Genomic DNA, 12,545 nt, shown 5'->3' with positions numbered 1-12,545 from the left:
CGGACCGCCTCGTCGGGTCAGCCGTCGGTGGCCTTCGCCTTCGTGGCCGCCTTCATCTGCTGCTTGTACTCCCGTACCCGACGCAGCGAGTCGGTGTCGGTCACGTCGGCCACAGACCGGTACGCGCCCGGGTCGCCGTAGCCGCCGGCCGCCTCCCGCCAGTCCTGCGGGGTCACCCCGAACCGCTTGCCGAGCAGAGCCACGAAGATCTGCGCCTTCTGCTTGCCGAAGCCCGGCAGCTCGGCGACCCGGCGGAACAGCTCCGCCCCGTCGGCGACGTCGGTCCAGAGCCGGGCGGCGTCGCCGTCGTAGCGGTCCACCAGGACCTGGCACACCTCCTGCACCCGGGCCGCCATCGCCTTCGGGAACCGGTGCAGGGCGGGCGGGGTGGCGAAGAGCGCGATCAGGGCCTCCGGGTCGTACCCGGCCAGTTCCGCCGCGTCCAGCTCGTGGCCGAGCCGCTGCGCCAGCACGTACGGCGAGGAGAACGCCTTCTCCATCGGCACTTGTTGATCAAGAACCATGCCGAGGAGCCTGGCCAGCGGGCTGCTCTCCAGCAGCCGGTTGGCCTCGGGGTCGATGGGCAGGACGAGCGTCATGTGCCCATCCTGCCCCGACGCCGACCCGGGGTGAACACCGACGCTCCGGGTTCGACCCGGCGGGTGCCGCCGACCGGGGGCACCGCGGGGGGCAGGATGGCGACGTGGACGAACACGACATGCTGCTCTCCCCCGCCGGCGTTGACGCGCTGCGCACCGCGCTGACCCGGGCCGGGTTCACCAGCAACGGCATCGCGACCCGGCTCGGATCGCAGGCCACCGGCGGGGTCGCGCGCAACGACTACCGGGCCGCGCTGCGGGCCACCGAGGAACGCGACCCGCTCAGCACCCTGATCCGGGTGTTCATCTGCGACCAGACCGAGTCGGAGGCGACCGTGGCCGCCGCGCTGGCGCCGCTGAGCGTGGCGGAGGCAGTGGCCGGTGGGCTGGTCGAGCGGCACGGCGACGGCCTGCGCGCCGGCGTCGATCTGGAGCCGTACGGCGACGACTGGTGGGTGCTCGCCGACGTGCCGGCCAGCGCCCGTCCGGGCCGACCGCTGCACTCCGAGCACGTGCTCGGCATCGGCGGGGCCACCCAGACCCTGATCGGCGCGACCGTCCGCCGGCCGGTCGACACCGCGCTGGACCTCGGCACCGGCTCCGGTGTCCAGGCGCTGCACCTGGCCACCCACGCCAGCTCAGTGACCGCCACGGACCTTTCGGAGCGGGCCCTGCGCTTCGCCGCGACGACCGCCGCCCTCAACGGCCAGGACTGGGAGCTGCTGCGCGGCGACATGGTCGCGCCGGTGGCCGGCCGCCGCTTCGACCTGGTGGTGAGCAACCCACCGTTCGTGGTCGGCCCGGGCACCACCACGCACGTCTACCGCGACTCCGGCCGGGTGGGTGACGCGATCGGTGCCGAACTGGCCGCCGCCGCCCCTGACCTGCTCACCGAGGGTGGCACCATGCAGTACCTGGCGAACTGGGTGCACGTCGCCGGCGAGGAGTGGGACGAGCGGGTGGCCGGCTGGTTCGCCGGGACCGGCCTGGACGCCTGGGTCATCCAACGCGAGGTGGCCGACCCCATGGCGTACGTCAACCTGTGGCTCACCGACGTCGGCGAGAGCGCCGACCCGGAGCGGATGGCCGCCTGGCTTGACTGGTTCGACGCGCACAAGGTGGAGGCGATCGGCTTCGGCATCGTGTCACTGCGCCGCAGCGGGCACGCCGACCCGGTGGTCCGGGTGGAGGACCTGCGCCAGCGGGTGCAGCCGCCGCTGGGCGACCAGGTCGCCGCCTGGTTCGACCGTCAGGACTTCCTGCGGGTACGCGACACCGAGGCGTTGCTCGCCGAGCGCTACCGGGCCGCCGAGGGCCTCCAACTGCGCCAGGACGCCACCATGGGCGACGAGGGCTGGGCGGTGGACCGGCAGGTCCTCGCGATGCCGCACGGCCTGCGGTGGACCGAGGACGTCGACCCGCTGGTCCTGGCGCTGGTGGGCGGGGCCGACGGCCGGCTGCCGCTCCGGGACCAGCTCGCCCTGCTGGCTGCCGCGCACGAGGTCGAGACGGACGAGCTGGCCGAGGCGGCCGGGCCGATCGTCGCGCACCTGGTGGAGCGGGGCTTCATCGAGCCGGTGACCGGCTGATGCGGGCGGTGGTGCAGACGGTCGGCCGGGCCAGCGTGACGGTCGACGGCGCGGTGCTCGGCGCGATCGAGGACGGGTTGCTGGTGCTGCTCGGGGTGACCCACACCGACACGGAGGAGACCGCCCGGACGATGGCCCGCAAGGTGCACGAGCTGCGGATTCTCGACGACGAGCGGTCCGCGGCCGACACCGGTGCCCCGGTCCTGGTGGTCAGCCAGTTCACCCTCTACGGCGACGCCCGCAAGGGCCGCCGTCCGAGCTGGACGGCGGCCGCCCCGGCCGAGGTGGCCGAGCCGCTGGTCACGGCGGTCGTCGAGGCGCTGCGCGAGCGCGGCGCCAAGGTGGAGACCGGCCGCTTCGGCGCCCACATGCTCGTCGAGAGCGTCAACATCGGCCCCCGCACGATCCTGCTCGACCTGTGACCGGCCGACCCCGCTAACGTCCGGTCGATCATGAAGTTGTTGCCGCCGCAGCGGCGCCCACCCGCCCGCCGCGTGCCGCGCGTCCCTCTTCCCCGCTGATCTAGGGCATATCGTCGCTAGTGGATCTCCAACAACGACGGTATGCCCTAGGAGGCTGGGTATCCAGGTGCCCGGCAAATGGACGCGAATCGCCCTCGCGTTGCTCCGGACGCGACTACGGTCAGACCAGTGGTCGATGACCTCAGCGCGGTGGAGGCACTCAAGGCGGACCCGACCCTGTCCGGGTTACGCCGCTCCCTGGAGACGTACTACGGCGACCCGGCCCGCGAGGCGGCGATGGACGCGTTCTACGCGCCCCTGGTCCGCCCAGGGGACCTGGTCTTCGACGTCGGCGCGCACGTGGGCGACCGGCTCGGCAGCTTCCGGCGGCTGGGCGCCCGCGTGGTGGCCGTCGAGCCGCAACCGCTCTGCACCCGGGCCCTGCGCGCCCTCTACGCGGACGACGACCGGGTGACCGTGGTGGAGGCGGCGTGCGGGGCGTGTACCGGGCCGGTGCGGCTGCACGTCAACTCGGCGAACCCGACGATCTCCACGGCGTCGGCGGGTTTCCTGCAGGCCGCCGAGGGGGCCGGCGGCTGGGAGGACGAGATCTGGGACGTCGAGATCGAGGTGGCCGGAACCACACTCGACACCCTGGTCGCGGCGCACGGCGTGCCGGGCTTCGTAAAGATCGACGTGGAAGGGTTCGAGGACGCCGTGCTGGCCGGATTGAGCCGCCCCCTGCCGGCGCTGTCCTTCGAGTTCACCACCATCGAACGGGACCTGGCCGCGCACTGCCTGGACCGGCTCACCCGGCTGGGCTTCACCACGTTCACCGTGGCGCTCGGCGACGAGATGGCGTTCGCCCTTGATGGCTGGCGGCCGGCGGGCGAGGTGGCGGCATACCTGCGGGCGCTGCCCCACGAGGCCAACTCGGGCGACGTCTACGCCCGCGCCCGGCCCGCCTGACCCGCCTCACGGACGTCAGGCACGGCGAAGGCGGCGAGCCGGTCCAGGCCGGCCCGTTCGATCATCCGATCACGGTAGGCGCCGGCACGCCCCCCGGACGACCCGGTTTCCTCGCATCGACGCTGGCCACACGCCGTCCACTCAAACTTCCCAGCGGCGTCCGCCCGGCCTGCAACGCTGCCAGGACCTTCGCCCACGTGCCGTCACGCTGCCAGCGCCGGAACCAGCGGTACAAGTTTGCTTGGTCGCTAACCGCTCTACCGGAGACCTCAACCTTTATCGATCACCGGAGGCCGGGCCGAGGGGTCAGTCAGGAGAAGAGGCCGCGGCGGGAGAGGGACTGGCGGAGCCAGCCGTCGAGTTCGGCGGTCCAGTCGGTGCGGTCGGCGGTGGCGTGGTCGACCGTGAAGCGGCCGAAGGCGTCCCGACCCTCGGTGAAGACGCCGCCGCGCTTGTCGACCTCCAGCACCACCTGCATCTGCTGCGCGTCGGCGATGAAGGTGAGCTCCAACTGGTTGATCGAGCGGGCGTACTGCGGAGCCGGGCTGAACTCGATCTCCTGGTAGAACGGCAGCGTCTGCCGGACGCCGTAGATGTGCCCACGCTCCACATCGGCGCGGGCGAACCGGAACCCCAGCCGCAGCAACGCGTCGAGCAGCCGCTCCTGTGCCGGCAACGGGTGCACCGACACCGCGTCCAGATCACCCTTGTCGACGGCGCGGGCCACCTCCAGCTCCGTACGCAGCCCCATCGTCATGCCGTGCAGGTGCTGCCCGTACAGCTCGGTGACCGGCGTCTCCCAGGGCACGTCGAAGCGGAACGGGATGTCGTGGCGCTGCCCGGGCTCCAGCCGGAACGCACCGGTGACCTGCTGGCGGTGGAACTCCTGAGTGGTGTCGTAGTTGTTGTCGCCGCTCTCCACCTCGACCCGGGTGACCAGGCCCAGCGCCACGTAATCGATGTCGACCTGGTGGTCACCACCGGCCACCTGGATGCGACCCTCCAACTGGCCGCCCGGTCGGCAGCTCGGGTTGGCCAGCACCGTCTCGACCGACGGGCCGCCGACCCCCATCGCCTGCATGAGCCGCTTGAAGACCACGTCGCTCTCCATCTCCTGTCGCCGTCGACCGTGGATGGCCGACCGTCGGCACGGTAACCGGGGCGGGCAAGGAAACACCGGGGCGACACACACCGCGCCCGCGATCCGACCGGGTTCCTGTCGGGTGCCCGATCGCCTCACTCCCGTTTTACGCCCCGCCCGCCAAGCTGTGTGTCACACCGGCACCACAGGGCCGGAGACACGGCACAGACGTGGACACGGGGAGAGACAGAGATGGTCCTGCAGATGACGGAAAACCGGACGCGCCCCGCCGCCAGCACCGACACCGACGGGGGCATCGAGGTCCTCGTCGACCTGGACGCCACCGACGAGCGCGGCATCTCCACCGACCTGGTCCGGGCCTACCTCAACGGGATCGGCCGGACCAAGCTGCTGACCGCGGCTCAGGAGGTCGACCTGGCCCGACGGATCGAGGCCGGCCTGTTCGCCGACGAGAAGCTGGCCACCTGCACCCCCGTCTCGCCGGAGCTGCGGGCTGATCTGGAGCTGATCGTCGCGGAGGGCCGGGCGGCCAAGGACCATCTGCTGGAGGCGAACCTGCGGCTGGTGGTCAGCATCGCCAAGCGCTACACCGGCCGCGGGATGGCGTTTCTCGACCTGATCCAGGAGGGCAACCTCGGCCTGATCCGCGCGGTGGAGAAGTTCGACTACGCCAAGGGCTACAAGTTCTCCACCTACGCCACCTGGTGGATCCGGCAGGCGATCACCCGCGCGATGGCCGACCAGGCCCGCACCATCCGCATCCCGGTGCACATGGTGGAGCAGGTCAACCGAATGGTCCGGGCCCGCCGCGAGCTGGCGGTGACGCTGGGCCGCGAACCCACGGTCGCCGAGGTCGCCCGGGCGCTGGACATCCCCGAGTTCCAGGTCATCGAGCTGATCTCCTACGACCGGGAGCCGGTCAGCCTGGACCAGGCCGTCGGCGACGACGGTGAGAGCGCGCTCGGTGACTTCGTGGCCGCGGTGGACCCGCGCGGCGAGCCGGGCGACGCGGCCGCGCAGGGCGAGCTGCGCAACGAGGTGAGCATCGTGCTGGCCACCCTGTCCCAGCGGGAGCAGGCGGTCATCCGGCTCCGGTTCGGGCTGGACGACGGCCGGCAGCGCACTCTGGACGAGGTCGGCCGGGAGTTCGGCCTGTCTCGGGAGCGGATCCGGCAGATCGAGAAGGTGACGCTGCTGAAGCTGCGTGCGCCGGAGCGCGCCCAGCGCCTGGAGGCGTACGCCTGCTGACGCACCGGTTCCCATGGAAGGCCCTGGCGGTTCGCCGGGGCCTTCCATGCTGTCGAGGTGCTTGACGGGAGGCACCGGTCCGCGATACAAACCATATGGTTATAAAACCAGGAGGTTATGAGCGGTGGGCACCGAGCTGTTGGACGCGACCTTCGCGGCGCTGGCCGACCCGACCCGGCGGGCCATCCTCGCCCGACTCGCGGGCGGCGAGGCGACCGTGACGGAGCTGGCAGAGCCGTTCGCGATGAGCCAGCCAGCCATCTCCAAGCACCTCAAGGTGCTGGAACGCGCTGGCCTGGTCAGCCGGGGGCGGGACGCCCAGCGCCGGCCGTGCCGGCTGGAGGCCCGACCGCTGCGGGAGGCCACGGCCTGGCTCGCCGACTACCGCGACTACTGGGCGGAGAGCTACCAGCGCCTCGATGCACTGCTCGACGAACTCCGGGCCCTGGACGAGACCGCCGCCGAGCGCCGGCACACCCAACTGGACGGGACCGGCGGATGACGGGCATCGACGACCCGCTGGTCGTGCACACCCCGGGCGACCGGGAGATCGTGCTGAGTCGGCTGTTCGACGCGCCGGCAGCTCTGGTGTTCGCCGCCTTCACCCAGCCCACGCTGCTCGTCCGGTGGTACGGCGCGCGCGGCTGGCGGCTGGCGGAGTGCGACGTCGACCTGCGGGTCGGCGGGCGGTGGCGGTTCGTGTCACTGGGCCCGGAAGGGGCCCGGATGGTCCAGGCTGGCGTCTACCGGCAGATCGAGCCACCGCACCGGCTGGTCTGCACCGAGCTCTTCGACGACCAGTCCTACCCGGGCGAGACGCTGGTCAGCCACGAGTTCACCGAGCTGGCCGGGCGGACGACCGTCACCACCACGCTGCGGTACGCCACCCCCGAGGGACGGGACACCGTACTGCGCTACCCGATGGCCCGTGGCCTCGGGCAGAGCTTCACGCGGCTCGCCGAACTGCTGCACCTGACAACGACGATGCGAGGAGAGACACCGTGAACTGGACGTTGGAAGTGGTGATCGTGCCGGTCTCCGATGTGGACCGCGCGAAGACGTTCTACGCCGACCGGCTCGGCTTCGCCGTGGACCACGACACGGTGATCGGTGACGACGCGCGGATCGTCCAGCTGACGCCACCCGGCTCCGGCTGCTCGGTCGTGATCGGCAAGGGCGCCGTCCCGGACATGCCGCCGGGCTCGCTGAAGGGCCTGCAACTGGTGGTGCCCGACCTGGAGCGGGCCCGCGCAGAGCTGGTCGAACGGGGCGTGGAAGTCAGCGAGATCCAGGCGTTGGGCGCCAACCCGAGCCCCATGCCGCACCCACTGGACAACGTCGGCTTCGTCTTCTTCACCGACCCGGACGGCAACGCCTGGGCGGTCCAGCAGATCTCCACCCGGGCCTGATCCGCCGCACACCCGGCCTCGACAGCCGGCCCGGGTCAACAGGGGCCCTTCTTCCACCGGAGGCGTTAAGAATGTGCCCTTCCTTACAAGCGGCGGGGGCCGGTGTCCGGTCGGGTGGCCACGCCGCCGACCCGCACATGCGCGTGCAGGACCGAGATGCCGTCCGGGCGGGCGAGCACCGGGTTGAGGGTCAGCGAACGCACCCGGGGCTGCTCGTCGGCGAGCCGACCGACCCGCACCAGCAGATCCGCCAGGGCCGCCCGGTCGACCAGGGCGGCGCCCCGGTGCCCGCGCAGCAGCGGCGCCGCCCGGGGCTCGTCGACCAGCTCGGCGGCGTCCCGGTCGGTCAACGGCACGGCACGCCAGGCCCGGTCGCCGAGCAACTCGGTGGCGACGCCGCCGAGACCGAAACCGACCACCGGCCCGAACGCCGGGTCCTCCACCAGCTCCACCACGCAGGCCACGCCGGGCGGAACCATCGGCTGCACCAGGACGTCCGCGCCGAAGACCGCAGCCAGCTCGGCGTACGACCGGCGGACCGCCTGCTCGTCGGGCAGATCGAGCCGGACCGCGCCGAGGTCGAGCCGGTGCCGCAGCCCGGGGGCGGCGGCCTTGAGCGCCACCGGGAAGCCCAACCGCGCCGCCACGTCGGCCGCACCGTCGACCGAGTCGACCGGCACCGACGCCACCACGTCGATGCCGTACGCGGCCAGCAGTGCGCTCGGGTCGGTGGCGTCGGCGCGCAGCGCGGCCAGCGCGGCAGCCCGGTCGATCCGGGGCAGCTCGGGTGCCACCCCGGGCGGCCGGCGCAGCCACTCGGCGTACCGGTGCACCCGGGCGAGGGCCCGCACCGCTTCCTCCACGCCGCCGTACGCCGGCACCCCCGCCGGCAGCCGGCCGACCAGGACGGTCGCCACAGTCGGCTTGCCCAACGCGAGCACGGCCGGCAGCGCGGCGGTGACGTCGGCGTCCACATCGGTCAGTTGGCCGGGCAGCGGCGGGGCGAAGACGACCACCAGGGCGTCCACCCGGTCGTCGCCGGCCGTCTCGGCCAGCGCGGTCGCGAACTCGGCAGCGCCAGCGCGCGGCCCGACGTCGCGGGGATACCCGTCGACGACAGTGAGACCCTGCCCGGCGCACGCGCTGGCGGCCAGGCCGGTGAGTGCCGAGGAGTTGCCGACCACGCCGACCCGGCCACCGGCCGGCAGCGGCTGGTTGGCCAGCAGCACCCCCACGTCGAGCAGCTCCGGCACGGTGTCCACCCGGATCACCCCGGACTGGGCGAAGAGCGCGGCCACCGCCACCTCGTCCGGCCCGGCGGCGTCGCCCACCCCGACCGGGCGGGCCGGTGAGGCGAGCGCCACGACCGGTTTGGCCCGGCCGATCCGCCGGGCCAGCCGGGCGAACTTTCGCGGATTGCCGAAGGTCTCCAGGTACAGCATGATCACGTCCGTGCCGGGGTCGTCCTGCCAGTACTGGAGCAGGTCGTTGCCGGAGACATCCGCCCGGTTGCCGGCCGAGACGAAGCTGGACAGACCCAGGCCACGCCGGTCAGCCTCGGCGAGCAACGCCACCCCGAACGCGCCGGACTGGCTGAAGATGCCGACCCGGCCAGCCGGCGGCAGCGCCGGGGCGAGGGTGGCGTTGAGGCGTACCGCGGGGTCGGTGTTGGCCACGCCGAGACAGTTCGGGCCGACCACCCGCATGCCGGCGGCGTGCGCCGCGCGCACCAGCGCCCGCTGCGCCGCGGCGCCCTCGGCGCCCGCCTCGGCGAACCCGGCGGAGATGACCACCAGGCCGTGCACGCCGGCCGCCGCCGCGTCGGTCACCACCACGGTTGCCGCCTCCGGCGGCACCGCCACCACCGCCAGGTCCACCGGCACCTCGGCGTCGGCCGCCGACCGGTACGCGGGCAGCCCCGTCACGGTTGACGCGCTCGGGTGCACCGGCACCACCGCGCCGGTGAAGCCGCCGTCGCGCAGGTGCCCGAGCACCGCCGCACCGACGCCCTGGCCGGTCGCGCTCGCGCCGTAGACGGCAATGCCGCGCGGGGCGAGCAGCCGGGCGATCGAACGGGCCTCCGTGCGGTGCTCCCGGCCGCGCTGCACCTCCAGGGTGGCCTCGGTGGGCGCGATCGGAAAACTGAGGTGCACCACCCCGTCGGCGAACTCGCGCTGGACCTGGTAGCCGAAATCGGCGAAGACCCGCAGCATCTTCCCGTTGGCCGGCAGCACCTCGGCGACGAAGCTCATGATGCCGTTGCGCCGGGCGGCGTCGGCCAGGTGCTCCATCAGCACCGAGCCGATGCCCCTGCCCTGGTGGGCGTCCTCCACCACGAAGGCGACCTCCGCCTCCGGGGCCTGCGGGCCCAGCCGTTCGTAGCGGCCGACCGCGACGATCCGGTCGCCAGCCAGCACCACGAACGCCTCCCGGTCGTGGTGGTCGACCGTGACGAAGCGGATCAGATCCCGCTCCGGGATGCGCGGATACGGCGAGAAGTAGCGCAGGTAGCGGGTGCGCTCGGAGAACCGGGCGTGCATCGCCACGATGGCCGGCGCGTCATCCGGCCCGATCGGTCGCAACTGGACTGTGCTGCCGTCGCTGAGCAGCACGTCCACCGGCTGGTCCACGGTGGTCACCGGCGCGTTCCTTCCCGGCCCGGCTCAGTCCCGCGGATCGTGCGGGTCGAGCCCGAGCAGCGGAAAGACCGTCTTGCGGGTGGCCCCGATCGCCCGGTCCACCGCGTTCGGCTCGCCGGTCGGCTGCCACGGCTCGTACGACGGGTCGGCGTCGTCGGTCATCCGCAGCGGCACCTCCCGGCCCGGACGGCGGGCCGCGGCCAGCTCCCGCCAGGCCGGCGGGGTGAGCGTGGCCGGGTCGACCGGGTCACCGGTGGCCACGGCCAGCAGGTGGCTCCAGGCCCGGGGCACCACCTCGACGAGCGCGTACCCGCCGCCGCCGGTGGCGACCCAGCGGCCGTCGCACAGCTCGTCGGCGAGCGCCCGCAGCGCCACGTAGGTGGCCCGCTGCCCGTCCACCGTCAGGTTCAGGTCGGCGAGCGGATCCAGCCGGTGCCCGTCGGCGCCACACTGGCTGACCAGCACCTGCGGCCGGAACGCCCGCAGCACCGACGGCACGATCGCGTGGAACGCGCGCTGCCAGCCGGTGTCGTCGACGCCCGGCGGCACTGGCACGTTGACCGCGGTGCCCTGCGCGCCCGGCCCGCCCGTCTCGTCCGGGAAACCGGTGCCCGGGAAGAGCGCGAGCGGGGTCTCGTGCACGCTGACCGTGAGCACCCGGGGGTCGTCCCAGAAGATCTGCTGCACCCCGTCGCCGTGGTGCACGTCCACGTCCACGTACGCGATCCGCTCGGCGCCCAGGTCGAGCAGACGGGCGATGGCCACCGCCGGGTCGTTGTAGACGCAGAAGCCGGAGGCCCGGGCGGGCATGGCGTGGTGCAGGCCACCGGCCACGCTCACCGCCCGCCGTGCGTCACCGCGCCAGACCGCCTCGGCAGCGGCGACCGTGGCGCCGGCGATGAGCGCGCTGGACTCGTGCATCCCGTCGAAGACCGGGTTGTCGGAGGTGCCGAGCCCGTACCCGGCGAAGAGCGGGTCGCGTGGCGCGGCGCGCACCGCGGCCACGTATGCCGGGTGGTGCACCCGGGTGAGCAGGGCGTCGTCAGCGGGTTCCGGCTTGACCAGGCGGACCCCGGGGCGGACCAGGATGCCCAGCTCGCGGGCGAGCGCGACGGTCAGCTCCAGCCGGACCGGGTCGAGCGGATGGTCACCCATGTCGTAGGCGAGCAACGACTCGTCCCACACCACCACCGTGTCGTCGGACATGAGCCCATCGTCGCACGAGGACCGTCGCCGGCCCACCACACGCGCTGCTCAGCGGCCAGATGTCGGCCCGGAGGCGACCGCCCGGGTGGGGTCGGCCACCCAGTTGCTCCACGATCCGACGTAGAGCGCCGCGTCCGTTCGACCCGCCAGGTGCAGTGCGAGCACGGCCTGCGCGGCGGTAACGCCGGAGCCGCAGTACGCCCCCACCGACCGCGCCCCGGTCACCCCGGCCGCGGCGAACCGTTCACGCAGCACGTCGGCGGCCGGGAAGCGCCCGTCCGGGCCGACGTACTCTCCGGCGGGCAGGTTCGCCGCGCCCGGGACGTGGCCGGCGACCGGATCGATCGGCTCGACCTCACCCCGGTAACGGGGCGCGGCCCGCACGTCGAGCAGCACGGCGTCGTCCGCCGCCGCCAGCGCGGCGGCCTGCCCGGCGTCGAGCACCGGAAGGTCGCCGAGACGCACCTCGACGTCGCCGGGGGCCGGGGTGGGCGCCGCGGCGGAGACGGGTCGACCGGCGGCGACCCACGCCGGGTAGCCACCGTGCAGCAGACGGACGGGGCGGTGCCCGGCCCAGCGCAGCGTCCACCAGGCCCGGGCGGCGGCCAGCCCGTCGCCGCCGTCGTACACCACCACCGGGTGACCGGCCCGGACGCCGGCGGCCCGCAACGCGGCCTGCAACGCGGCCGGGTCGGGCAGCGGATGCCGGCCGCCGGCGCCGGGCGGCCCGCAGAGCGCGGTGTCCAGGTCGACGAAGACCGCGCCGGGCAGGTGACCGGCCAGGTAGTCGTCGCGTCCGGGCGGGCCGGTGAGGCGCCAGCGGACGTCGAGCAGGGTGGGCGGATCAGCGCGGTCGAGCTCGGCGGCGAGCCGCTCGACCTCGACCAGCGGCTCCTGATTACCGGACATGGCGACTATCCAACACCATCCCGGTCGTCGGCTCCCAAGGACGAGGGCTGGTACGAGCCGCGGCTCTCCCGGCGCGTCGCCTACGCGAGGCGGTCTACATCCACAACGGCCGAGGCCACTTCGACTGGACCCCGATCGACATCGCAGCCTGAGTTCAAAAATGAACAAGAGTAAAAGGCCCGACCCTTCAACACGGGGAGCCGGGCCATCTTCGTGCTGTTCGGTTAGCTGGTGACGCGGACGTTCCCTGGCGCGGCCGGCTGTCCGCCTACCACGGCCGGCGAGCTCACCACTACCTCAAGGTCGCCCGGGGGGCGAGCTGGACAAGGCCAACCGCCTGCTTCCGTTCGCCGCCGGCCTACTCGTCGGCAACGTCGTCCTCCAGGCCTGACCGCGGTGGCCCGGTGAGCAGCC

General features: G+C 73.2%; 12 protein-coding genes. 7 read left to right on the top strand and 5 right to left on the bottom strand.

What is annotated here, in order from left to right; genetic code table 11:
• Positions 1-17: 17 nt before the first annotated feature.
• Positions 18-599 carry an HhH-GPD-type base excision DNA repair protein gene (locus KBX63_RS02445; RefSeq protein WP_210907452.1) on the bottom strand — a complete coding sequence of 194 codons (582 nt, stop codon included), beginning with the start codon at positions 597-599 and terminating at the stop codon, positions 18-20.
• 104 nt (positions 600-703) lie between these two features.
• On the opposite strand from KBX63_RS02445, the gene KBX63_RS02440 reads away from it, so the two are divergent.
• The 3 genes from KBX63_RS02440 to KBX63_RS02430 all read left to right on the top strand — a co-directional run bounded on the left by KBX63_RS02440 (position 704) and on the right by KBX63_RS02430 (position 3,618).
• Positions 704-2,188, top strand: a complete 1,485-nt coding sequence (locus KBX63_RS02440) for a methyltransferase (RefSeq protein WP_210907445.1) — start codon at positions 704-706, stop codon at positions 2,186-2,188.
• Positions 2,188-2,610 carry a D-aminoacyl-tRNA deacylase gene (gene dtd, locus KBX63_RS02435; protein WP_210907443.1) on the top strand — a complete coding sequence of 141 codons (423 nt, stop codon included), beginning with the start codon at positions 2,188-2,190 and terminating at the stop codon, positions 2,608-2,610. Before KBX63_RS02440 ends, dtd begins: the two co-directional genes overlap by 1 nt.
• A gap of 228 nt (positions 2,611-2,838) precedes the next feature.
• Positions 2,839-3,618, top strand: a complete 780-nt coding sequence (locus KBX63_RS02430; protein ID WP_210907435.1) for an FkbM family methyltransferase — start codon at positions 2,839-2,841, stop codon at positions 3,616-3,618.
• 310 nt (positions 3,619-3,928) lie between these two features.
• On the opposite strand, the gene KBX63_RS02425 is transcribed toward KBX63_RS02430, so the two are convergent.
• A complete protein-coding gene (locus tag KBX63_RS02425) occupies positions 3,929-4,717 on the bottom strand; it encodes a sporulation protein (RefSeq protein WP_210907658.1) in 789 nt (262 codons plus the stop codon).
• 246 nt (positions 4,718-4,963) lie between these two features.
• Here KBX63_RS02425 and sigB point away from each other — a divergent pair, with 246 nt between their 5' ends.
• The 4 genes from sigB (at position 4,964) to KBX63_RS02405 (ending at position 7,377) form a co-directional block, all read left to right on the top strand.
• Positions 4,964-5,968, top strand: coding sequence for an RNA polymerase sigma factor SigB (sigB, locus tag KBX63_RS02420; protein ID WP_210907428.1), 1,005 nt, complete (start codon positions 4,964-4,966; stop codon positions 5,966-5,968).
• A gap of 124 nt (positions 5,969-6,092) precedes the next feature.
• Positions 6,093-6,470: a helix-turn-helix transcriptional regulator gene (locus KBX63_RS02415; RefSeq protein ID WP_210907426.1), complete on the top strand. Its 378-nt coding sequence runs from the start codon at positions 6,093-6,095 to the stop codon at positions 6,468-6,470.
• Entirely contained in the window at positions 6,467-6,973 is a 507-nt protein-coding gene (locus KBX63_RS02410; protein WP_210907424.1) for an SRPBCC family protein, read from the top strand. The genes KBX63_RS02415 and KBX63_RS02410 overlap by 4 nt, the downstream gene beginning before the upstream one ends.
• Entirely contained in the window at positions 6,970-7,377 is a 408-nt protein-coding gene (locus tag KBX63_RS02405) for a VOC family protein (protein WP_210907422.1), read from the top strand. Before KBX63_RS02410 ends, KBX63_RS02405 begins: the two co-directional genes overlap by 4 nt.
• 83 nt (positions 7,378-7,460) lie before the next feature.
• On the opposite strand, the gene KBX63_RS02400 is transcribed toward KBX63_RS02405, so the two are convergent.
• The 3 genes from KBX63_RS02400 to KBX63_RS02390 are packed head-to-tail and all read right to left on the bottom strand — an operon-like array spanning position 7,461 to position 12,131.
• Positions 7,461-10,016, bottom strand: coding sequence for a bifunctional GNAT family N-acetyltransferase/acetate--CoA ligase family protein (locus KBX63_RS02400; RefSeq protein WP_210907420.1), 2,556 nt, complete (start codon positions 10,014-10,016; stop codon positions 7,461-7,463).
• 24 nt (positions 10,017-10,040) lie between these two features.
• On the bottom strand, positions 10,041-11,222 hold the full coding sequence (locus tag KBX63_RS02395; protein WP_210907418.1) for an acetoin utilization protein AcuC: 1,182 nt from the start codon (positions 11,220-11,222) through the stop codon (positions 10,041-10,043).
• A gap of 48 nt (positions 11,223-11,270) precedes the next feature.
• Positions 11,271-12,131, bottom strand: coding sequence for a sulfurtransferase (locus tag KBX63_RS02390; RefSeq protein ID WP_210907416.1), 861 nt, complete (start codon positions 12,129-12,131; stop codon positions 11,271-11,273).
• Positions 12,132-12,545: the final 414 nt, after the last annotated feature.

The organism is Micromonospora sp. U21, from assembly GCF_018070045.1.
In the GTDB taxonomy this organism is placed as follows: domain Bacteria; phylum Actinomycetota; class Actinomycetes; order Mycobacteriales; family Micromonosporaceae; genus Micromonospora.
Note: the sequence above shows the minus strand (reverse complement) of the source record. Positions and strands in the feature narration are given on the sequence as shown.

What these genes read in the sequence shown, in the direction of transcription:
- KBX63_RS02390 (WP_210907416.1), bottom strand. Translation starts at nt 12,131, where the DNA reads ATGTCCGGTAATCAGGAGCCGCTGGTCGAGGTCGAGCGGCTCGCCGCC.
- KBX63_RS02445 (WP_210907452.1), bottom strand. Translation starts at nt 599, where the DNA reads ATGACGCTCGTCCTGCCCATCGACCCCGAGGCCAACCGGCTGCTGGAG.
- KBX63_RS02395 (WP_210907418.1), bottom strand. Translation starts at nt 11,222, where the DNA reads ATGTCCGACGACACGGTGGTGGTGTGGGACGAGTCGTTGCTCGCCTAC.
- sigB (WP_210907428.1), top strand. Translation starts at nt 4,964, where the DNA reads ATGACGGAAAACCGGACGCGCCCCGCCGCCAGCACCGACACCGACGGG.
- dtd (WP_210907443.1), top strand. Translation starts at nt 2,188, where the DNA reads ATGCGGGCGGTGGTGCAGACGGTCGGCCGGGCCAGCGTGACGGTCGAC.
- KBX63_RS02410 (WP_210907424.1), top strand. Translation starts at nt 6,467, where the DNA reads ATGACGGGCATCGACGACCCGCTGGTCGTGCACACCCCGGGCGACCGG.